The sequence below is a fragment of the Virgibacillus sp. AGTR genome (genome assembly GCF_016919725.2).
GTDB classification, from domain to species: domain Bacteria; phylum Bacillota; class Bacilli; order Bacillales; family Amphibacillaceae; genus Virgibacillus; species Virgibacillus salarius.
Window position 1 is genome coordinate 33,691 of the sequence record NZ_JAJERH010000013.1, and the last position, 20,878, is coordinate 54,568.

The following is a 20,878-nucleotide window of genomic DNA, read 5'->3' on the forward strand; positions in this document are numbered from 1 at the left end:
CGCGTTATCCATTCTTTGTTTAGTTAGTTTGCGATAAATATAAATATATAAATACTTTCCTTAACGATTCAGTTGCATTCCGAATTAGGGATGCTTTTTCTTTTTGATATCCGAGTATTATCTGTGTTTCTTGAGGAATATCTTCACAAGAATTGGAGATACTAACCACGAATATTGCTGAAAGGAGTTTATGCCATGAATCAATTAACGCAGACGGAATTAGAGAACCTTCGAAAAATGATCGGCGAGCATGGAATGATAGCCAATAAGTTAGAGACCTACGCTCAATCAGCGACCGATCAAGAATTAAAGTCCATGTTACTTCAAGATGCTCAAGCAGCTAGACAAGCACAGCAACAACTTTTACCATTTTTACAATAGGAGGAAAAAGATGTTACAGGATAAGGATATTGTGAATGACTACTTAAACGGATTAAATGCGAGCCTGAAAAGCTATGCAGGCTACATTAGTGAGGCTAATAATGCACAGCTTAGACAAACGCTAATAAATTTAAGAAACGGGGATGAATCTCGCCAACGAAAAGTATATAGTTACTCGATACAAAATGGTTTCTATAAACCAGCACAAGCAGCATCCCAACAAGAAATTCAACAGGTACAATCGGAATTGAGTGCTGGACAATAAGCACGAAAGAGTACCAATAGTCCATCGACTATCCCGGTACTCTTTCGTATACATAGATGTAAAGTTATATAGATTCAACTTAAAAACCATCCTGTGCTATGATGGAAGCAGGAGGGTAAATGGATGATTTACATAGGATTAACAGGGTGGGGGGACCACTATTCTTTGTATCCGCCACAGATAAAGCCGAAAGATAAATTACCTGAATATAGTAGCCATTTTTTAGTAGTAGAGGTTGATGCCTCTTTTTATGCAGTACAGCCTGTTCGTAATGCTCAAAAATGGGTGAGGGAAACACCAGATAATTTTCGTTTTGTTGTAAAAGCTTATCAAGGTATGACCGGGCATCAGCGCGGTGAAGAAAATCCCTTTGAATCGAAAACAGAAATGTTTCAAGCATTTATAGATTCCTTAAAGCCGTATCAGGATGCCAATAAATTAGCAATGGTTCTATTTCAGTTCCCGCCATGGTTTGAGTGTAATAAGGACAATGTGAATTATTTACGTTTTTGTAAGAAAATGCTGGGAGAGATTCCAGTCGCACTTGAATTTAGAAACCAATCATGGTTTAGTGACCAGTATCGTAACAGTACCTTATCCTTTATGAAAGAGGAAGGATGGATTCATTCTATAGTGGATGAGCCGCAAGCAGGTGATAGCTCAATACCAACCGTCCCTGAAGTAACGCATGAAGACCTGACACTCATACGAATGCATGGTAGGAACGTTCACGGCTGGAATAAACCAAGCAGTGCGGAAACGAATTGGCGGGATGTTCGTTATCTTTATAAATACAATAAAGCAGAACTTTCAGAATGGAAAAACAGAATTTCTGAACTACACAGGCATAGTAAGGACATCATGGTTCTATTTAATAATAATTCGGGTGGCGATGCAGCCGGTAATGCAAAGGAGCTTCAAGAAATGCTGGGAATACGCTATGACGGACTCTCACCAAAGCAATTAGGTCTATTTTAATGGTCAGTGTGATACGATGTATTCTGAAAAGATTGCGTAAACGAAAGGACATAGCCTATTAATCTAAACAAACAGGCTATGTCCTTTACTGTTCATATTCATATAAAAAGATTGTGTTGGACTAGTCTACACTAGTTAATAAAAGATTTGGCACCAATATAATGATTTTGCCAGTAGTCGATGCTAATATCTGCTACACGCACACCGTCATTTCCTGCGTGAATCATTTGATTGTTACCAATGTAAACCCCACTGTGCGATGCTCCTTCAGTATCATAAGTTCCCTCAAAGAATACTACATCTCCAACGTTAGGAGCGCCTACATGGACACCGTCATTCTCCCACATCTCACTATGGGTTCGAGAAACATCGATACCGACTTGCTTAAATACATAATTAATAAAACCACTGCTGTCCATGCCTTTCGTAGTAGTTCCACCCCACACATAAGGCGTGCCTATGACACTTTCTGCAGTAGCAACAATATCAGATTGAATGTTTGTTGAATTAGAATTTCCAGCTTCTGTAATAGTTAAATCACCAGATGGATTGCTTGCAGGTAATGCTAAAGCTTCAGATGTATTCGGCCCTACTAGTCCGTCAACTTGTAGTTTTTTGTCTGCTTGAAAATCTCTTACTGCTTTTTCAGTAATAGGACCAAATATACCGTCAACTGTATATGTATAGTAGCCCTTGTCATGAAGCGTTGCTTGTAAATCCTCTACTACTTGGCCTGTATCTCCAAGCTGAATAAGTGAGAATTCATCTACGGTGGTTTTCCGGACATTAGGAATATTGCTCTCATTAATGGTAATATCCCCTTCTGAAGAGCCTACACCTGCATTGGCAAATACACTTCCACTAAAAATAGGAGTGAAAGCTAAGGAAGTTACTAATGCTGCAGAAATTGCATATTTTCTTGTTGTATGATTGGACTGTGCCACTGTTTTTCCTCCTCTATATAGGTTTATCTCGTTCAATAGTAAAACTGGCGAAACAGGGTCTGATATATTTCGACAATTTAACTATCCTAAATGTAACAAACGAAAATATCAGTGAGTTAACATAGAATTTAAGGGGAAATAACAAATTATGATAATAAATTACATTTATGTCAGTAACATTACGCTAATTCTCCTCCATTTAGTCAATGCTACACCGATAATAAATAGAGTAATAGAGATACTACAAGCCGCGAGTGTCCATTGAAAAACGGCTCTGTTGTCCTTGTACAAAAATAGCAATAACAGTCCAAAGAAATACAAATGGATATATGATATCTTCCTTCCCGATGAAAATGGTAATGGCTACGATGCTGACTGCAATTAACGTAATTTCTGTTCATCCCAATTCTCCTAAACTAAAAAAGGAAGTGAAATCATTTCTGGTGAGGTAAGTAAATACATTAACTTATACTAGCTAAAGAAATCCATCCCGAATAGATAGAAAAGGGAGTGCGATCAAAGAGACTGCTGGCAGAATTAGAATTAACACGATAATAAATCGAAATAATAGATAAAAGTAATAGGAAAATGATAACAGTTTAGAGTAAAATTTTTTCCTGAGTAAATGCTAAAATCCAAGCCCCATTTAGAATAAAGTTTATGAAAAAGGGATTAAAAAACTATGTGATTACCACTTGTTTTTTCCTTGGATTTGGTGTAGCATATATAAAAATTAAACGTTATGAAAAGGCAATGAAGAGGACATGAGTTACTTTAGACGGTTTCCAGAGAAGGAAGAAATGCTGAAAACTTCCTAACCTATAATGTAAGTTACCACCTCTGAGGCTGTATTGGGGAAATAAAGTATCCAGTACCGTGAAGCTACGTTACAGCGCCATAAGCCAATGAACGCCTATTGTTTATTGGGAAGTTGGGTGGAACCACGAATTAACACATTCGTCCCTATGTTAGGGATGGATGTGTTTTTTGTAGTCTCTAGGAAAATATAAAAAATTGGCCCATGTGGATAAATAGGGGCGTGTTGGGAAGCGCCCAGAAACGATTGGACTTCACGAATCGCTTTACGATAAGTTATCATCGGTTCGCAAGCTCACCGTGATTCCTTTATCTCCGTTGACTCGCTCCAGTCCCTACGTTTCTAATCGGGCGCTTGCGCTTTCGCTCTAAGCAAGTTAATTGTATGCGATCGAATGGCGATGAAGAGGACATGAATTATTTTTTGCCGTTACCAGAGAGGGAAGGAAAGCTGCGATCTTCCTAACGAAGGAAAATGATTTACCACCTTGGAAGCCGTATTGGGGAAATAAAGTATCCAGTACCGTAAAGCTACGTTACAGCACCATAAGCCAATGAACGTAAATGGTTCATTGGGAAAATGGGTGGAACCACGGGTAAGACACTCGTCCCTGTACTAGGGATGGGTGTTTTTTATTGTAGCCAACATGAAAAGATAATGAATATTATTAAGGAGGATCTAAAATGAAAAATTCAATTCATATTCAATTTCCGGATGGAAAAGCAAAAAAATATCCGAAGGGGATTAGACTTACAGATGTAGCATCATCCATTAGTCAAAGCTTATCCAAACATGCAATTATAGGAAAGGTTGATGGTAGATTAGTCGATTTAAGCTACCGATTAGAAGCGGATGCATCTGTTGCTATATTAACAATGGATTCAGCTGAGGGTATTAAAGTTATGCGACATTCGACTGCCCATGTATTAGCCCAAGCGGTAAAAAGGTTGTTCGGAGGCGTGAAGCTAGGAATTGGTCCAGTCATTGACAATGGCTTTTATTATGATTTTCAACTTGACCATAGCTTGAGCTTGGATGATTTTCAGCTTATCGAAAAAGAAATGAAGAACATTATTCAGGAAAAGCTAGAAGTGAATCGAAAGGTAGTATCCTATGAAGAGGCTGTCCAGGTATTTAAGGAGAAAAAAGAGCCATTTAAACTAGATTTACTAAACAATCTACCGAAGGATGAAGAAATAGCACTGTATCAGCAGGGAGAATTTATTGATTTATGCCGTGGTCCCCATGTGCCGCATACTGGCTTTATTAGAGCATTTAAGCTATCGCATATCTCAGGAGCCTATTGGCGAGGTGATAGTGAAAACGAGGTTTTACAACGTATCTATGGCTTTGCCTTTAAGAAGCAGGCAGATTTAGCCAATCATCTTCATTTCTTAGCAGAAGCCAAAAAGCGAGATCATCGGAAATTAGGAAAGCAATTAGAGCTTTTTATGTTTTCCGAAGAAGCACCAGGAATGCCGTTTTACTTACCAAATGGTCAAATTATTCGTAACGAATTAGAGAATTTTTCTCGAGAAGTACAAAATAAAGCAAACTATCTAGAAGTACGTACACCATTAATGATGAATCAACGTCTGTGGGAACAATCAGGACATTGGGATCATTACCATGAGAATATGTATTTTACAGAAGTTGATGATACGGATTTTGCACTGAAGCCAATGAACTGCCCTGGACATATGTTGATGTTTAAAAATAATCTTTACTCGTACCGAGACTTACCAGTTCGAATGGCGGAGTTTGGTCAGGTTCATCGCCATGAATTTAGTGGTGCTTTAAATGGAATGCTACGTGTACGTACATTTTGTCAGGATGATGCCCATATCTTTGTAAGGGAAGATCAAATAGAAGAAGAGATTAAGCAAGTGTTTCATCTGATTGATCATGTTTATCGTACATTTGGTTTTTCTTATTCGGTGGAACTCTCCACACGTCCAGCCAATTCTTTAGGGGATGACCAGCTATGGGCAGTTTCAGAAGGGGCATTATCAAATGTGCTTCATGATCTAAATATTGATTATCAGCTCAATGCTGGAGATGGGGCTTTCTATGGTCCGAAAATCGATTTTCATATTAAAGATGCCTTAAATCGAAGTCATCAGTGCGCAACAATTCAGCTCGACTTTCAAATGCCAGATAAATTTGATCTATCTTATATAAGTGAAAACAATGAAAAGGTTCGACCTGTAGTCATTCACCGAGCAATCTTCGGTTCTCTTGACCGATTCTTTGGTATTCTTATTGAACACTTTGCTGGTGCATTTCCAATTTGGCTAGCACCAATACAGACACAAATCATTCCTGTATCAAAGGTCCATGCTGAATATTGCTTTCATGTTCAAGCGAAACTTAAGGAGCTAGGGATAAGAGTAAAAATAGATGATCGAAATGAGAAGCTGGGATATAAAATTAGAGAGGCGCAGATGAAGAAGATTCCTTATATGCTAGTTCTTGGAGATAAGGAAATAGAAAATAAAACAGTAAATGTTCGTGCTTATGGTAAGCAGCAATCCGAAAGTATGGATGTAGATAAATTTATCGAAAAAATGATTCATCAAATAAAACAAAGAGCGCTATAGTAGATAGGATAAAATTTGACGTAATAAAAAGAATGACCTCAATCTGTTTTGGGGTCATTTCTAGATTTCTCGGGGAATGCTCTAAAATTTCTACTACTTCGTTAGTGGAAAATTCATGTTATCACTCCTCTTATATATATGTAATTCGTTACATAAATAGTTAGAAAATAAAGCTTATTGATTATTTTAAAAAGAAGAGGGTTACCTTATACTGAAGATAATCAGAAGAATGGTAACGGAATGGGGAATGATACATGTTAAAAAGCGCAATTGTTATAGGTGGAAGTGTTGCTGGAAAACTAGCTGCAAAGGCCTTATCAAGATATTGTCAGAAAGTAATCATCTTAGAGGCAGGGCCAAATTGGGAGGAAAAAACACCAAGAAAGCGAGTACCGCAAACCTATCATCCGCATGTTTTACTAAAAGGTGGAGAAGAGGCCATCGAAGAATTGTTCCCGTGTTTTCTTGATAACTTAATTGCGGATGGGGGAATTATCAATAACTTTACTCGAGATTTAAAATGGCATCATTTTGGTTTTTGGAAACAGCGATTTACTGGGGAACTAGTGATGGTACAACAGAGTAGACCATTGTTGGAATGGCATTTATTGCAGCGGATTAATCAGGTGGAAAATATAGAGGTCAAATATGAAACACGTGTTGAACAACTATTGGCCAATGAACGCTATAGCAAAGTTACAGGGGTTAAAGTAAAGTATCTGCAAACACAAGAGGAAGAATCCATTACTGCTGACTTAGTAGTTGATGCTAGTGGGTTTGGCTCTAGGAATATGGAGTGGCTAAAGCCGTTTCGTATACATGTGAAAGAGGAGAAGATCGCGATTAAGCTTTTTTATGCTACCCAATATTTTCGTTTGCAGCAGGAGGAAGAAATGGATTGGTGTAATCTATTGATCTCACCTAGCTTTCCTGAAAATCCCTATGGAGCTTTTATTCAATCTGTAGAAGGTGGACGATTTTCTATAACCTTTAGTGGTTATGCTAATGAACAGCCTCCAAAAACGGAAAAAGCATTTCATGCGTATGCCAAAAAAATACCAGTACCTGATGTTGCGCAATTTCTCGAAAAAACGCAGCCGATTTCCGAGATCAACATACATAAGATACCCTATCAAGTATGGCGAAGATTTGATTTAGCCAATGTACCAGCTGGTCTCTTGGTTGTAGGTGATGCCCATTGTCGTTTTGACCCAGTTTTTGGACAAGGAATATCCGTTGCTGCCATGGAGGCATTAGCACTCCAATCATGTTTAGCTGATCAGGAAAATATGGATCATAAATTTAATAAGGCATTTCATAGACGAATAGCTAAGCTCATATCTACTCCGTGGGATATGGCAACCACGGAAGTGTTGAGACATCCTGATATTAAGGGGGAGAGGTCTATTATTTTACCATTTAAGCAGTGGTACACGAGAAAGATTTATGAGTTATCCGCTATAGATCCTGATATTTATCTTCGATTAGTAAAGGTCATGAATTTGCTACAGCCTCCAATGCATCTTTTTCATCCAACAGTAGGAAATGCCATTTTGAAAAACAAGATAGCGCATAAGAATAAATAAAAAAACTAGCAATGCTATGCAACCCTAAAAAGTTTATCCCGCATTTAACTGGCAGTAAGCCTTCAATTTATTTTCGATTTTTTCCAATAATTTTATTGCGGTTGATATAAATCGATGATATCCTTTTCAAAGGAGGAGATCGTTATGAGATATATGATCATGAGAACGCTATAATCCATTTGCTTTTTTTCGGAGGTACATAATTATTTCCGAAAATATCAGTTATCTCAAGAAAAAAAGCAACTATGGAGGCGTAGACTATGAAACAATTAATAACCAATAAACTGACGGAAGTGCAAGAGAAGATTAATTATTCAGGGACAGTGCTTGTGAAAAACGAAAGGCAAGTCTTAGCAAAAATACAAGCAGGCTACAGAAATCGGGCAGAGCAACTGCCAAATGAAATGGATACTAAATTTGGTATTGCTTCTGGGTGTAAATTGTTTACAGCGATTGCTATTTGTCAGTTAGTGCAAGCTGGAAAGCTATCTTTTCATGATCATCTAAAGGATTGCATCGGGATGGAGCTACCACTTTGGGACGATACCATTACGATACATCAGTTACTTACACATACTGCTGGGGTACCAGACTATTTTGATGAAGAAGTGATGGATGATTTTGAAGAATTATGGAAAGAGCAGCCCATGTATCATCTAAGACAATTACGTGATTTTCTTCCTCTTTTTCATAATCAACCGATGAAATTGAAGCCGGGGGAGCGGTTCCACTATAATAACACGGGCTATATATTGCTTGGTTTGGTAATTGAACATATAAGTGGACAGGAGTTTACTGCCTATATAAACGACCATATTTTTCAAAGAGCGAACATGCATGATTCGGGATATTTTTCATTCGACCAGTTGCCTGGACAGACAGCTTTAGGGTATATAGATGAAGCAAATGGAAGCTGGCGAACGAATCACTATTCTTTACCTGTTCGTGGCGGGGCAGATGGAGGAGCTTTTGTAACCGTAGAGGATATGGCAAAGCTTTGGAGTTCCCTGCTCAACCATCAATTATTGAATCGAGATCTTACGAAGCTGTTATTTACTCCTCATGTACATGAGGAAGGAAATACGTATTATGGGTACGGGGTCTGGCTTGACAAACAGGATGACTCTATCTTCAAGTACCATGTAATGGGCTATGATCCAGGAGTTAATTTTAACGCTTGTTACTATCCGAAAAATGATATTATATTTGTTGCATGCTCTAATACTTCGACAGGATCATTTCATGTGATGAAGGAATTAGAAAATAATTTATAAAAAATTGGCAGTTCCGTCTAGGGCTGCCAATTTTTTATAGTATACTTATTTTACTTCCCACTTGTTAAGCAGCGATAACATAACTGCCCCTTGTAGTGAGGGTATAAGGGTGTCTTTAGAAATGCATAATGACGTGGTTTCTGACATAGCTGTATTTAGTCATATACACTTAGTAACTTCTCCACGCTTTCTCATATTTTTCAATGAGACTAGGGCGAATAAGTGTGTTTATGTCAAGTGCTACTTCATTCCCTTTATCGTCCGTTATTTCCTGATCTATATCCTTCCCGAATGTTGTAAGACCTTGTAACACCTCATTCGTAAGGAATTTGGTATCTACAGAGATGTCAGCATTATCTAGCTGGACCTCTTCCCGTTTTGCCAACACAAACCCCCAATCTCCAAAGCTTGGGATATCGACATGGAGGTTATCTGTATACAGATTAGCAGCCTGAACAGTCTTATCTATTGACCAATATACCTCTGTTGCAAAGGTCGGACTTGTTGCTTGAATCATAATGGATCCACCAGACCTTAGATGATTCCTGAGCAGCTGATAAAACTCAAGCGTATATAGCTTGTTTAAAGACTCATTATTAGGATCTGGCAAATCTACAAGAATGACATCATATAAGGTTTGGTCCTTTTTTAAAAACTGAAAGGCATCCGTATTGATAATTTCAACCCGCTCATCTTGAAAAGCATCTTTATTCAAGCTAGTCAATTCATGATTTGTTTTCCCTATTTCTGTTACTCTTGGGTCTAGATCAACCAATGTCATCGATTTTACTTCATCGTATTTTTGTAATTCCCGCAGTGCCAGTCCATCTCCACCGCCAAGAACGAGTACCTTGTTCTTGGATGATGATGTAGCCATAGGCGTGTGTACTAATACTTCGTGGTAGCGATATTCATCTTCGGAACTGAATTGTAGCTGTCCATCAAGAAATAATCGTAAATCCCCTTGTTCTTTTGTTAAAATGACTTGCTGATAGTCAGTTTGTTCATTGTATATGATTGGATCTTTGTATAGTTTTTGTTCAAACATAAATGCAGTTTTTTCACCAAATAAAACTCCTAGCACCAGAACAAATAAAATTATTATTCCAGCTATCAAATGACGCTTAAAGGTAATTATTTCTTTTTTAAAATAGATTAATATCCAAAGTGCTATTACAACATTTATAATTGCTACAATAAATGCGGTTTTAACTAATCCGAATTGTGGGCGAAACAGATAGACAAATAATAATCCACCAATTAAACCACCAGCATAATCGGAGAAAAGTACTCTTGCTGTACTCTTTTGTACAGTTACACCAATTTCGTTTGCCTTGCGAATTAAAATAGGCAGCTCGACACCAGTTAACCCCCCAACTACTAAGGTAATGAAATAAAGGAAAAATGCATCCATTCCAGAGCTTAAAAATGCAGTAACACCGAATAATACAAAGGTGGAGAACCCTGCAAGCATTCCAATGGAATATTCAATCCAAACAAAGGATAGGATTAAATTTTTTGTTACTTTTTCACTTACGGAAGCACCAATTCCCATACCGGTTAGGAAAAGGGAGATCGTAAGCGTATATTGTTTCACGCCATCCCCTAGCAGATAAGATCCAGCTGCACCAAATAATACTTCAAAGATAATCCCGCAAATGGATACAATACCAGAAGCCCAGTAGATGGCCTTGCTTTTTTTCATATTTAAATCAGTCACAAGTAGGTCCCCTTGTATAAAAGATCTTTTTGTTGTTGTGTAAAGTTTACCCTGCATACAACTGGCAGTAATACCCCGACTTCACGCAACAGTGAAACTATTATAGGAAAGAGGGGGTAACAACTGCCAGTAAATGTCCGATTGGTTCAAGGGCCTTTAGGTCATACCCTTGTGGTACTAGCCATCCTTGGGGGTTAAACAAAACCCCCAAGGAATGAGGCTTCACTATCTTGCTAGTTTAACTTCAAATATGAGACAAAGTCCAAACAATAGACCCACAAGTCTATTATGCTATCATGCGTATTTACGTGTTCCTTTTATTCTCCCAAACTCGGTTCTGTTTAGAACGTGAATAGCACATATTCATGTTTATAAATGGAGATGAGAGATAACTAAACCGAGCGTATATCTTAATAATGGGATGATTTCCACGGGTACGGCCTAAGCAAACTCGGCTAAGCAAAATTCGCTTAGCCGAGTGGAGCTTTAAACTCATGCTGTTACCGCAGGATATGGAAGGCTCCAGCAGCGATACATCGCACGCAGATAAAGCGTTCTTCTATTTTCAAGGAGTCACCCATATTTTACCTGCATAATGAACGGACTATTGTTTCCATTCTTTTGGTAGCGATCATCACCATTTGAACGATAAAACGCTGAACTACTATCTGGATATAACGTCGTATACTCGGATTATAGCTTCGGTTTCCTTTATTTTCACACATGATTATTCATGTATAAAACGTTATGTTATGGAAGCACCGATCACGAATCCTAGTCCGATAGAGACACACATGCTAATGATGCCAACAGAAATGTTTCCTTTTAATAGCTGCTCTTCCACAGAGAATTTACGTGTGAATAATTCAAATAATAAGTATGCAAGCATCTGCAGTACAATCCCAACCGCACCCCAGATAATCGTATCTACGATACTAGCACTATGATAAATGGAGAATGCTAAAATAATACAAATACCAACAATTTTTCCTCCGATAGATAATGAGACTGCATGATTACCTTTAAGTACTTCATCCCAATCCTTATATTTCCTTGTCATTGCTTCAAAAATAGCTAATCCGATTAAAACAATCGCGATAGCAATGAGGAAGTATACAACTGTTAAAATAAATGGCTCCATGTTATTCATCCTTTCTCTTGTTACTAATCAACTTTCTTACGTTTTTCAAACTACTTTCCAGCCCCTGGACCGCCTCCGCGAACAGAAGATGATCTAACCGATTTAGAGGAGTTACCTGAATTCTTGTAGAAACCTCCTGAGGAAATGTAGCCTCCGTAACAGTCATTTGTATTCTTACATTTATTTTTCCTTTTCTTAGCCCAATCGTCAACATCTAGTACTTCGTCCAACACCCAAAGTGCAAATAACCCGTTAAAAAAGTTTGGATTATAATTATCACGTACGAATTGTTGAGAGGCTATTTCAACGGTAGAGTTATCTGGATCATTCTCATCCTCTGTAATAATAATAAATAAATCATCATAGACGAGTGCTTGCTTTTGATCGGTCTTCTCACTTACCTTGTTGGGCTCTTGATACTCCTGTAACTCAGTAACTACCTCATCAATGCTTTTATTCTCTGCTATGTAAATCTCAGAAACATCAGAGGAACTTTCTTGACTAGTAACAACATCCTGAAATGTATAATTTGTATCGATAAATTCAGCAATCCCATCTTTAAAAAATGATCCGGTCGTTGTTCCAGCTTGACTATTACCACATGCAGATAGCAGGAGCATAACAGATACCAAGATAAAGAAAAGTGATCGTTTCATAAGTTTCACCTTCTTTTTTGGAAATCTATCTATTAGAGACACTCAGGAGGATATTCCTTCTGAGTGTCTAGAATATACTTGTTAAACGCTGTACGTGTTTGTATTATTCTTTACCTAATTTTTTTTTGAGAGCAGCAAGCTCATCATCGACATCGCTTTTCTCTAACGCTTCAAATTCATCATCTAAGCTACGGTTTGAACTGCGTAAATCTTCACTGGTTTCAGCCTCTGCTTCAAATTTTAATACTTTCTCTTCCATACGCTCGAAGCCTTGTTTTGATTCATCGCTACCAATCCCAGATAAGGTACGATTCATTTTAGTTCTAGTTTTTGCCGATTCAGCTCTTGCTTTTAATGAATCTTTTTTGAGCTTCATTTCTTGGTACTCTGCTTTCATTTCATCAAGCTTATTGCGTAATGAAGCGGAGTCTTGTTTAGCGCGTTCATACGATTCTTTTAATGACTCAGCAGTTTGTTGATGCATCTTTTTGTCTTCTAGTGCGCGTTTAGCTAGATCGTCGTTACCTGCTTCGATTGCCTTAATCGCCTGTTCGTCTCGTTTTGTTACCATTTTTTGAGCATCTTCGTATTTCTTCTGCATCATTTTTTCATTGGCGATTTGTTTGGCAACAGCAGATTCTGCTTCACGAATATCCTCTTCCATGTCACGCATGAATTGATCAAGCATTTTCACTGGATCTTCTGCCTTATCTAAAACAGAATTTAATTCGGACTCAACAACGGTTTTCATTCGCTTAAAAAATTTAAACATGTTCATTCCTCCAAAATAGTATTTTATGTTACTTGCTAGCTATAATTTTCAACTCAAACTCTTCAATTTCGTAGCCTGTGCTAACTTCAATTTCATTGCCCCATTTTTCGATGGATAAGAATTTCTCTTCATCATCGTCGTAGTAATCAAAATAGTGACAAGTCATCCCTGATAGATTTTGACTACGGCCAACCCCTATTACTCTAGCGGTCCCTGATTCATCTAAGTAGTACGTTGTACCATCATATTCTAATTGTTTGGGGATCGGATCTTGAAGCGGTAATTTTATCTTTTCATACATTCCGAGGTTGAGCTCATCATCCATTTCAACACTCAACCATATAGTTTTATGTGTACCCTCGAGCTGATATGCATGCCATTTAAAACCGTGATCATCGTAACTGATTTTTCCGACTACTTTATAGTCTTCTAGGTCAAAGGTTACAATGTCATTCATCTCAAGATTAAACATATTTCTCTCTTGTATTGGCTTATTGGTATCATTCTTTTTGCCAAATAAACGTCCCAATATACTCATCTATTCACCTCAACTTATCTTAGCATACTTTCATTATACTAGTACGAATGACAAATGTATAAGTTTCAGATTTTATCAAAATGTTGAGGACTTTTGTATGGGACAGCATTTCGTTAAGTGGATACGACAGAACTAATTTTGGCTTAGCTGGCCCTTCTAATATTTTGTGATTTGTGAGCCTTTAAATCTTCTTCTCCAAAAAATCGACAATTACTTTGCCAATCTTTGATCGGTTTAGAATCAACTTTATATATTCGGCCACATCATTAAGCGTAATTTGGCTATTGTTATAAAAATTTAAAATCTCCATTTATATTTCTTTCCAAACGCTATATTTTCTCATAAAAAATCTCCCCAGTAGGCAAACAGATTTATTTTTTCATCTGTCTATCTATCGGGGAGCATATTAGTTTTATTTAAAATATGACTTAGGGTACTTTTTTCTGTCTCTCATTCAGTTAGGTCTCGCCATGTTTACAAGATTTCTTTTATCTATTTTTTTGATCAAGTTTAGTTTTCCCTTTCAAACCGTAATATACTATCCAAAATACAATTGGAACAAATAGTGAATAAATTTTATTTTCTTCTGGTAATAAAAACAATAGAGCTACAAATATAATAATTGCTGGTACCAACAGTATAAAATACTTTCGTTTATCCATATAGAATCTCCTTATAAGTAAATATTTCCCTTATTTCAGTTTAACTGAAGGAGGGAGAATTTTAATATTAATATTTCACTTGTTTTTTATTAACTTTAGTGGTTATTTTAGTCGTAATTCCACCGCGTTTTTTAGTTGAACTTTTGGGCATAGATGTTTTTATAGATGACGCCTTTCCATTCCACTCTTTAACAGATATCATACCACTTTGAATCGCAACATGAACTTTTTTTCCTTTTTTAGTTAATTTTAAAATTTGCTTTGCTCTTTTTTGAGACTCTAAAGTAGAAGCAACTCCCACTACTGAAATATAAGGACCTATTCCAGGGATAAAAGAGGCTCCAGCCCATGCAATTGTAGATTTATAACTAATATTCAACTTAGCAGCATATGCATTTGCATCAGCTTTAGTCATAAACATATCTATACCTTTACTGGTAGATTTATGACCTCCTGCCTGATAAGTAGTTGTTGCAGCAACATAACCTCTTTTAGGTTTTTTTGCTGCTTCTACTTCGTGACTAAATGAATCACTAAAAGAAACAAAAGTTAAATAAAAGCTATTAGTAAGATTACAAAAAACTTCCCTAATTTCATAACCATCCCCCTAATTTCCATATTTATCTTTTTGCACATAAAATATTATAATATAAAAATGAAAATTTAGAGATATTTAAATGTTAAAATATTCCACATATTTTAACATTTAAATAGTCTGTTGGAACGCGAGAACAACCTATATATGAATCGTGTTTTTGGTAGTATGAGGAATTGATCCTTGTTTTTTTAAATTTTAAATGAAATATTCCATTTAAAATGTGCTATTGGTATGATGTAAGAAAATAATGAATAGGAGGAGTACAAATGAAAAAAATTGTACCCCATTTACGAATTAAGAATTGCAAGGATGAAATAGCATTTTATCAAAAAGTATTCGGTGGCGAGATCAGAAATACACAGATGTCAGATGGTATTGAGATGTTTCAGGGCCATGAAGGTAAGTATATTCATGCAGAATTGCATATAAATGAAGACTGTATTTTATATATGGCAGATGTATTTGATGAGGAGATTATTCAAGGTAGTGATGTCCTATTAGGTCCAGATCTAGAAAGTGAAGAGGAAATCACCAACATTTATGAAGCGTTAGCTAAAGATGGTGAGGTGAAAATGAAGTTACAAGATACCTTTTGGGGTGCAAAGCATGCAATGGTTACCGATAGAAACGGCATTTCATGGGAGTTAAATTATACGAAAAAAATTCAAAACGATGCTTGAGCGTAAGATATGGGAGGGTAAGCTAATGAAGCGAAAAGTAAGAACGATTCAACAGCCGCTATTACCAGAAGGTTTAAGTCAGATATCTTTATCGGATATTTCCAATGAAACACTAGTGGAAATCGGAAAGGTTACATATGTTGATGGTCCGATAGAAGCAGAGCATGTGCGGTTTGAGGAAGTTCATTTTAGAAATGTAAATCTAACGGGGTCAAAGCTGCCATTTTCTTCTTGGTCCAACAGTATCCTTGAAGATTGCGATCTGTCACATGTGGATTTTAGCAGGACCCGTTTTCATCGCGTATTATTCAAAAACTGTAAATTAGCTGGAACGGATTTTGATCAGACGGAACTTCGTGATGTTTATTGGCAAGAGTGTCAAGCTCCATATGCCTTATTTAATCAAACGGATATGCGTGATGTTTGTTTTACGAATTGTTTATTAAAGGGTGCGAATTTTTTAGATTCGAAATGGGACTATGTTCAATTCGGACATTCAACGATTGATGATGTCCAATTTACAGGTACGTCCTTAAAGAATGTTGATTTAAGCGATTGTCAATTTACAACGATTCATACGAATGCCGAAGAAATAAAGGGAGCAATCATTTCAGCTGAGCAAGCCGTTTCTTTTATCGAATTGTTTGGTGTGAAGGTAAAAGATTAGGGTACTGCATGAAGGAGAAGGTAAAGATGATACAGGTATTCGGTAAGGTCGTTGATTCTGAAACACGATGTATCCACTATCATTCCGAAAGAGATGTTATCGCCATTAAATGTAAAATGTGTCAAACGTATTATCCATGTTATTACTGTCACGAGGAAGCAGAAAAGCATACGTTTACTAGATGGAAGGAAGAGGAATTTTCTAATAAAGCCATCCTTTGTGGAGTGTGCAAAACGGAATTAACGATTAATCAGTATTTGCAAATGAGTAAATGTATGCACTGTGGATCTGTGTTTAACGAGGGATGTAGGCTACATCATCATTTGTACTTTGATTAAAGATAAAGAGAAATGTCTCCTAAAAATGTTAGATGAAGCAACTGGAATATGCGAAACTTCTGTGGTAATCGTAACGGTTGTGATGACCTCGTCATTATATCTCTACTCACGAGGAGGTTAAACTATTGCGCGGATATTCCAGTTGTGTGAAAAGAGAGCTAAGTTTTGGGATGTAGTATTTGTGTTCTTTTTTAGAAAAACACCCCGCTGTAAAGCTATAACGTGCTATGAAAAGTAAAAATGCTATAAAAATAACTACTGAAAAATATCTGATTTCTCTCTAGTTAAGGGACTCCTCGTCTAAAATTGTCCTTTATACCAGCTAAAATACCCCAACTTAATAGAAATCATAATAATAATGAAAAAAAGGAGAAGCATACCCACCAAAAAAGTCCAATCCTGCCATTTAACCGTAAATGTTCTATAAAAGGTGCGTTGCCTCTCGCCGCTGAATCCTTTAGACTCCATAGCTACTGCTGTTCGTTCTGCTTTGCGAATTGCTCCGGCAAGTAAAGGGATTGCATAGCGTTTATATTGTTGTATGGATTCTTTTATTCCGTTAGCTCTTCGTACCCCTCTTATTTGATGTGCGGCACGGATTTGGTTAAGCTCATCTTTCATTAAAGGTAAAAAGCGATACCCAGCTAATACCCCATAAGCTAATTTTGGAGATAGCTTGCATTGCTGCATGAGACTTAGAATGAAATGCACCATATTTGTCGTGAAGATAAACATAAATGATAAGGATGCGAAGGCAAGCATCCGCAATGTTAATGCTAACGCTACCGTAACATCTTCCTTTGGTATATCCCAAAATAGAATCTCCATGGTATCATGTGGTCGATTTGGTTCATCAGCAAAGGCAAGCGTTGTCCAAAGCATACCAACGGATAATAGGATGATAATTAAGAAATAAAGCATGTATCGTTTCCAAGCAATTTTTCCACATACGAAAGTAAGGAGGATGGTGAATAAGCAATAAACTAGTGGTGTAAATGGATCAAACACAAAGGTCAATAGACACACTAATAGAATAACGGTAAAAGCTTTAATGCTTGGATTAAGTTGATTTAATAGCGAAGTCATGCTGATTCACCTCCAAATGTTGTTGCAGTTGAATTCGGGTTGGGTAGTCTAAGTGCCATCTTCGTAAGTCCGAATCCTTCCATAATTGGTCTGGTGATTGATCTCTTATAATTTCTCCGTTTTCTAAAACAAGGACACGGTCCGCATATTTGTCGACGATATCCATGTCATGTGTAACCATGATAATGGATGTGCCTTTGGCATGCCGTTCTTTTAACATTTGCATAAGCTTTAAGGTAGAAGCGGCATCCTGCCCGAAGGTAGGCTCATCTAGAAAGAGTATTTTTTGTTCATCGACAATCATTGTGGCTACACTGAGTCTCCTTTTTTGTCCCTGACTTAGCGAATAAGGATGGCGATGCTCGAATCCTTGTAATTGGCAATTGACTAGGGTGTAATGTACTTTCTCTTCTATATATGATTCTGAATATGGATGCAGACGTAAGCTGTAGGCAATTTCATCAAATACAGTGTCTGTAATAAATTGGTGCTCCGGATTTTGAAACACGTATCCAATCTCTTTTCGCAATAATTTTTCCTTCCAATTACGGATAGGATGCTGACGTAGGAGAATGTCTCCGTGTGTAGGAGCTTCAATACCACTAAGTACTTTTGTTAACGATGTTTTGCCGCTTCCATTAGCTCCAATGATTGCTACAAATGAGCTCTCATACAGATCGAAATCAATTTGATGAAGTACCCTTTTTTGTTTTTTATTTTGAGTAACACGCGAAGCAGATAGTATAATGTCTGCTTGGTGAGCTGCTGGTATTGTCTTTTCTAAAAAGCTATTGTCCATATATGTAACTAATGATGGGGTATCCTTGATTGTTAACGGTGGACTGATATAAGCAGCTTTGTTTTGTTCGGCTGCTGTAAGTACAAGTTTTGTTATTTTTGGCAGGCAAATCCCCTCTTCTAGCACGCTTTCTTTATTATCCGAAATGATCCGTGCTAGTGGGCCATCATACATACATTTTCCGTCCTTAGATAATATGAAAGAACGGTCGATAAAAGATACCCAGCCTTCCAATTGATGTTCGATAACGATTATTCCCATTGATTTTTTCTGTTTAATGGTTTGAATAGTCTTGATAAATTCTTGAGTCGCTTGTGGATCTAAATTGGCGGTCGGTTCATCCAAGATAAGTATCTCTGGTTCTAGTGCTAGCACACAGGCTAATGCTAATTTTTGTTTTTGTCCTCCAGAAAGGGATGAAATGACAGAGTGCTTGTCATCTATTAAGTCAACCATTTGTAATACTTCGTCTATTTTTCTAGATATTTCAAGCGGCGGTGTACAAATATTCTCTAGGCCAAAGGCAATTTCATCTTCTACCGTTAACATACAAAATTGGCTTTCTGGATCTTGGAATACGACGCCAACTTGTTTGCTAATTGTACCGGGATGTGCATCGTGTATAGATTGACCGAATATGGTAACATCACCTGTCATTTTACCGTCTAATTCGCGCGGGTATATACCATTTAAACAGTGTGTTAACGTACTTTTTCCGCTACCACTTGGTCCAAGTAGTAGCATGGTTTCCCCTCTGTCTAACTGAAAGCTCAGATTAGAGATGATTGGTTTATCATTATCTTCATGAAACCAGAGTGAAAGATTAGATACGTTGATCATGATGCGGAACGTTCCTTTCTGATTTGTTTACCAAGCGCAAAACTAGATAGTACGCCTGTTTTCGCGAGTGAATCACTAATTGCTTTTCCAAGCAAACCTGAAATGATTGCCCCACTAATCATTCTTATACATAACATACCTAATATGTATGGAGTACTTAAGGCAGCATAGCCTGATCTAAAATATCCCCAAACAAAACTAAATATAGCTGCTCCAACACCGGCTAACATTAGCACCCAAAGTGAATAGCGTTTCCATTTTGTTAGCGCAAAGGCAGCTTCTGCGCCAAGACCCTGTATAATACCCGTAATAATAATGATTGGTCCCATAGCATTACCGAGGAGCATTTCTACCGTTGCAGCAATTGTTTCTGACAAAAATGCAGCTCCGGGTTTACGAATGATATAAGCCGCAATAATGGATACAATAAACCAAATACCAAATATAAAGTCATATCCTATGGGTCCCATGAACGACACGAGAATTTTTCCAATAGGTAAAAATGCTAAATAAACGATACCGAAGACTACGGAAAGAACAGACATAACAATTATTTCCTTTAGCTTCCAATTATTCAAAGTATCTCCCCCTTTTTAGATGGGCTATTTGCAGATATGGTGGTTGTCATAACTAGATGTGATGAATAACTACTTTCTAAATTTGTAAAAACACGTTCAAGTCCATCGAATATAAGTTTTCCATCCCCGTCTAGCCTTGTAGCATAGTGGATAGAGCTAACCTTAACCCCATGGAGCTTCATTTCCTCAATTTGGTTATAAATGATGTTCATATAATTTCCTCCACCCAACGGATAAAGGGAAAATTTGCCGGCAACTTCTTGCTGAAGGTTATTTGTATTTAAATTTAATCGATGGTCGTCCGTTGATAGATATACATCCCCATCGGAGTCTCCCGGACAGCCGATGGAGTAGGTGGCACTAAACACGACATGGTGTCCTGTGCTAGCCGCATGCAAAAAAAGTGCCTTGGTTACATCAAAAACATGTGTGATCTTGCCACGTACACAGGTTTCTACATCTGTTGTTTTAATCCAAACCTTAGATGTATCTACGTTTTTCAGTGAAGTTGTAATTACATCTACAAATTGATCTGTCATTGGATAGATGGCAAAAGAGCAACCAGCAATCCGACTATTAATACAGTTCAATGCTTGTTCGTTCATATCATTTTCCTCCTAATAAATAGTCATGTCAGTGAAGTTATACATAAATAAAAAAGACTGCATTCTTTGGGAATGCAGTCTTCAAAAATATATGTAGGCTATGCCTATAAAACGATATATGAACGACTGCACTTCCCCACGCTAGTATTATCTAGATCGGGTTATAAGGGTCAGAGTAGTCTCTTCTCAGCCATGTACATAGCTCCCCTAGTGCAATTTAAAATAGATATGCAGTTTTTATGTATTTATATATACTACTAATAGAATAGTTCAATTAGTGCTTTTTGTAAATACGATAAGTGATATACTGTGAAATAAAGCAACTTATAGAACTGCTAGACTTTTTGACTTGA

At 37.2% G+C, this 20,878-nt stretch carries 21 protein-coding genes, 1 riboswitch and 2 other annotated features; of the genes, 9 read left to right on the top strand and 12 right to left on the bottom strand.

Annotation, left to right across the window (positions count from 1 at the left end):
* Positions 1-195 precede the first annotated feature (195 nt).
* From JUJ52_RS07615 to JUJ52_RS07625, 3 genes are all read left to right on the top strand, one after another.
* The gene (locus JUJ52_RS07615) at positions 196-381 is read left to right on the top strand and encodes a hypothetical protein (protein ID WP_026682121.1); all 186 of its coding nucleotides are present in this window, start codon (positions 196-198) and stop codon (positions 379-381) included.
* Between the two features lie 10 nt (positions 382-391).
* The gene (locus JUJ52_RS07620) at positions 392-646 is read left to right on the top strand and encodes a spore coat protein (protein ID WP_026682122.1); all 255 of its coding nucleotides are present in this window, start codon (positions 392-394) and stop codon (positions 644-646) included.
* Between the two features lie 123 nt (positions 647-769).
* A complete protein-coding gene (locus JUJ52_RS07625; RefSeq protein ID WP_026682123.1) occupies positions 770-1,624 on the top strand; it encodes a DUF72 domain-containing protein in 855 nt (284 codons plus the stop codon).
* 131 nt (positions 1,625-1,755) lie between these two features.
* Here the strand turns inward: JUJ52_RS07625 and JUJ52_RS07630 are convergent, their stop codons facing one another.
* Positions 1,756-2,568, bottom strand: coding sequence for a C40 family peptidase (locus JUJ52_RS07630; protein ID WP_205389446.1), 813 nt, complete (start codon positions 2,566-2,568; stop codon positions 1,756-1,758).
* Between the two features lie 744 nt (positions 2,569-3,312).
* Positions 3,313-3,536, top strand: a binding site (T-box leader).
* 240 nt (positions 3,537-3,776) lie between these two features.
* Positions 3,777-4,000, top strand: a binding site (T-box leader).
* Between the two features lie 68 nt (positions 4,001-4,068).
* Between JUJ52_RS07630 and thrS the strand changes: the two genes are divergently transcribed.
* The 3 genes from thrS (at position 4,069) to JUJ52_RS07645 (ending at position 8,845) form a co-directional block, all read left to right on the top strand.
* Positions 4,069-5,985, top strand: a complete 1,917-nt coding sequence (thrS, locus tag JUJ52_RS07635; RefSeq protein WP_228088849.1) for a threonine--tRNA ligase — start codon at positions 4,069-4,071, stop codon at positions 5,983-5,985.
* 254 nt (positions 5,986-6,239) lie between these two features.
* On the top strand, positions 6,240-7,571 hold the full coding sequence (locus tag JUJ52_RS07640; RefSeq protein ID WP_121604364.1) for an NAD(P)/FAD-dependent oxidoreductase: 1,332 nt from the start codon (positions 6,240-6,242) through the stop codon (positions 7,569-7,571).
* 260 nt (positions 7,572-7,831) lie between these two features.
* Positions 7,832-8,845, top strand: coding sequence for a serine hydrolase domain-containing protein (locus JUJ52_RS07645; protein WP_026682127.1), 1,014 nt, complete (start codon positions 7,832-7,834; stop codon positions 8,843-8,845).
* Between the two features lie 169 nt (positions 8,846-9,014).
* Here the strand turns inward: JUJ52_RS07645 and JUJ52_RS07650 are convergent, their stop codons facing one another.
* The 7 genes from JUJ52_RS07650 to JUJ52_RS07680 form a co-directional block, all read right to left on the bottom strand.
* A complete protein-coding gene (locus JUJ52_RS07650) occupies positions 9,015-10,622 on the bottom strand; it encodes a polyamine aminopropyltransferase (protein ID WP_051388371.1) in 1,608 nt (535 codons plus the stop codon).
* A 688-nt stretch (positions 10,623-11,310) separates the two neighbouring features.
* Complete coding sequence (locus tag JUJ52_RS07655) at positions 11,311-11,706, bottom strand: DUF350 domain-containing protein (RefSeq protein WP_026682130.1); 396 nt, start codon at positions 11,704-11,706, stop codon at positions 11,311-11,313.
* A gap of 50 nt (positions 11,707-11,756) precedes the next feature.
* Positions 11,757-12,362, bottom strand: coding sequence for a DUF4247 domain-containing protein (locus JUJ52_RS07660; RefSeq protein WP_205389448.1), 606 nt, complete (start codon positions 12,360-12,362; stop codon positions 11,757-11,759).
* Between the two features lie 103 nt (positions 12,363-12,465).
* Entirely contained in the window at positions 12,466-13,134 is a 669-nt protein-coding gene (locus tag JUJ52_RS07665; RefSeq protein WP_026682132.1) for a PspA/IM30 family protein, read from the bottom strand.
* 28 nt (positions 13,135-13,162) lie between these two features.
* On the bottom strand, positions 13,163-13,672 hold the full coding sequence (locus JUJ52_RS07670; protein ID WP_205389449.1) for a DUF4178 domain-containing protein: 510 nt from the start codon (positions 13,670-13,672) through the stop codon (positions 13,163-13,165).
* Positions 13,673-14,160: 488 nt separating this feature from the next.
* Positions 14,161-14,334, bottom strand: coding sequence for a hypothetical protein (locus JUJ52_RS07675; protein WP_205389450.1), 174 nt, complete (start codon positions 14,332-14,334; stop codon positions 14,161-14,163).
* Positions 14,335-14,401: 67 nt separating this feature from the next.
* Positions 14,402-14,749 (bottom strand): hypothetical protein, encoded by a 348-nt coding sequence (locus tag JUJ52_RS07680; protein WP_205389451.1) that lies wholly within the window; start codon positions 14,747-14,749, stop codon positions 14,402-14,404.
* Positions 14,750-15,198: 449 nt separating this feature from the next.
* Between JUJ52_RS07680 and JUJ52_RS07685 the strand changes: the two genes are divergently transcribed.
* The 3 genes from JUJ52_RS07685 to JUJ52_RS07695 are packed head-to-tail and all read left to right on the top strand — an operon-like array spanning position 15,199 to position 16,617.
* Positions 15,199-15,612 carry a VOC family protein gene (locus tag JUJ52_RS07685; protein WP_121604366.1) on the top strand — a complete coding sequence of 138 codons (414 nt, stop codon included), beginning with the start codon at positions 15,199-15,201 and terminating at the stop codon, positions 15,610-15,612.
* 25 nt (positions 15,613-15,637) lie between these two features.
* A complete protein-coding gene (locus JUJ52_RS07690) occupies positions 15,638-16,279 on the top strand; it encodes a pentapeptide repeat-containing protein (RefSeq protein WP_162986342.1) in 642 nt (213 codons plus the stop codon).
* 26 nt (positions 16,280-16,305) lie between these two features.
* On the top strand, positions 16,306-16,617 hold the full coding sequence (locus JUJ52_RS07695) for a CHY zinc finger protein (RefSeq protein ID WP_026682137.1): 312 nt from the start codon (positions 16,306-16,308) through the stop codon (positions 16,615-16,617).
* A gap of 300 nt (positions 16,618-16,917) precedes the next feature.
* Here the strand turns inward: JUJ52_RS07695 and JUJ52_RS07700 are convergent, their stop codons facing one another.
* The 4 genes from JUJ52_RS07700 to JUJ52_RS07715 are packed head-to-tail and all read right to left on the bottom strand — an operon-like array spanning position 16,918 to position 20,525.
* Entirely contained in the window at positions 16,918-17,703 is a 786-nt protein-coding gene (locus JUJ52_RS07700) for an energy-coupling factor transporter transmembrane component T family protein (RefSeq protein ID WP_026682138.1), read from the bottom strand.
* The gene (locus JUJ52_RS07705) at positions 17,678-19,342 is read right to left on the bottom strand and encodes an ABC transporter ATP-binding protein (protein ID WP_205389452.1); all 1,665 of its coding nucleotides are present in this window, start codon (positions 19,340-19,342) and stop codon (positions 17,678-17,680) included. Before JUJ52_RS07705 ends, JUJ52_RS07700 begins: the two co-directional genes overlap by 26 nt.
* On the bottom strand, positions 19,339-19,920 hold the full coding sequence (locus JUJ52_RS07710; protein ID WP_026682140.1) for an ECF transporter S component: 582 nt from the start codon (positions 19,918-19,920) through the stop codon (positions 19,339-19,341). Before JUJ52_RS07710 ends, JUJ52_RS07705 begins: the two co-directional genes overlap by 4 nt.
* Positions 19,917-20,525, bottom strand: coding sequence for a YkoF family thiamine/hydroxymethylpyrimidine-binding protein (locus JUJ52_RS07715; protein WP_026682141.1), 609 nt, complete (start codon positions 20,523-20,525; stop codon positions 19,917-19,919). Before JUJ52_RS07715 ends, JUJ52_RS07710 begins: the two co-directional genes overlap by 4 nt.
* Before the next feature lie 116 nt (positions 20,526-20,641).
* Positions 20,642-20,744, bottom strand: a riboswitch (TPP riboswitch).
* Positions 20,745-20,878: the final 134 nt, after the last annotated feature.

Excerpts from the sequence above, each read along its gene's own strand:
- JUJ52_RS07645 (WP_026682127.1), top strand. The coding sequence starts at position 7,832 with ATGAAACAATTAATAACCAATAAACTGACGGAAGTGCAAGAGAAGATT.
- JUJ52_RS07625 (WP_026682123.1), top strand. The coding sequence starts at position 770 with ATGATTTACATAGGATTAACAGGGTGGGGGGACCACTATTCTTTGTAT.
- JUJ52_RS07705 (WP_205389452.1), bottom strand. The coding sequence starts at position 19,342 with ATGATCAACGTATCTAATCTTTCACTCTGGTTTCATGAAGATAATGAT.
- JUJ52_RS07640 (WP_121604364.1), top strand. The coding sequence starts at position 6,240 with ATGTTAAAAAGCGCAATTGTTATAGGTGGAAGTGTTGCTGGAAAACTA.
- JUJ52_RS07670 (WP_205389449.1), bottom strand. The coding sequence starts at position 13,672 with ATGAGTATATTGGGACGTTTATTTGGCAAAAAGAATGATACCAATAAG.
- JUJ52_RS07650 (WP_051388371.1), bottom strand. The coding sequence starts at position 10,622 with ATGCAGGGTAAACTTTACACAACAACAAAAAGATCTTTTATACAAGGG.
- JUJ52_RS07700 (WP_026682138.1), bottom strand. The coding sequence starts at position 17,703 with ATGACTTCGCTATTAAATCAACTTAATCCAAGCATTAAAGCTTTTACC.
- thrS (WP_228088849.1), top strand. The coding sequence starts at position 4,069 with ATGAAAAATTCAATTCATATTCAATTTCCGGATGGAAAAGCAAAAAAA.
- JUJ52_RS07620 (WP_026682122.1), top strand. The coding sequence starts at position 392 with ATGTTACAGGATAAGGATATTGTGAATGACTACTTAAACGGATTAAAT.
- JUJ52_RS07715 (WP_026682141.1), bottom strand. The coding sequence starts at position 20,525 with ATGAACGAACAAGCATTGAACTGTATTAATAGTCGGATTGCTGGTTGC.
- JUJ52_RS07675 (WP_205389450.1), bottom strand. The coding sequence starts at position 14,334 with ATGGATAAACGAAAGTATTTTATACTGTTGGTACCAGCAATTATTATA.
- JUJ52_RS07660 (WP_205389448.1), bottom strand. The coding sequence starts at position 12,362 with ATGAAACGATCACTTTTCTTTATCTTGGTATCTGTTATGCTCCTGCTA.
- JUJ52_RS07615 (WP_026682121.1), top strand. The coding sequence starts at position 196 with ATGAATCAATTAACGCAGACGGAATTAGAGAACCTTCGAAAAATGATC.
- JUJ52_RS07665 (WP_026682132.1), bottom strand. The coding sequence starts at position 13,134 with ATGTTTAAATTTTTTAAGCGAATGAAAACCGTTGTTGAGTCCGAATTA.
- JUJ52_RS07680 (WP_205389451.1), bottom strand. The coding sequence starts at position 14,749 with ATGACTAAAGCTGATGCAAATGCATATGCTGCTAAGTTGAATATTAGT.
- JUJ52_RS07655 (WP_026682130.1), bottom strand. The coding sequence starts at position 11,706 with ATGGAGCCATTTATTTTAACAGTTGTATACTTCCTCATTGCTATCGCG.
- JUJ52_RS07690 (WP_162986342.1), top strand. The coding sequence starts at position 15,638 with ATGAAGCGAAAAGTAAGAACGATTCAACAGCCGCTATTACCAGAAGGT.
- JUJ52_RS07695 (WP_026682137.1), top strand. The coding sequence starts at position 16,306 with ATGATACAGGTATTCGGTAAGGTCGTTGATTCTGAAACACGATGTATC.
- JUJ52_RS07685 (WP_121604366.1), top strand. The coding sequence starts at position 15,199 with ATGAAAAAAATTGTACCCCATTTACGAATTAAGAATTGCAAGGATGAA.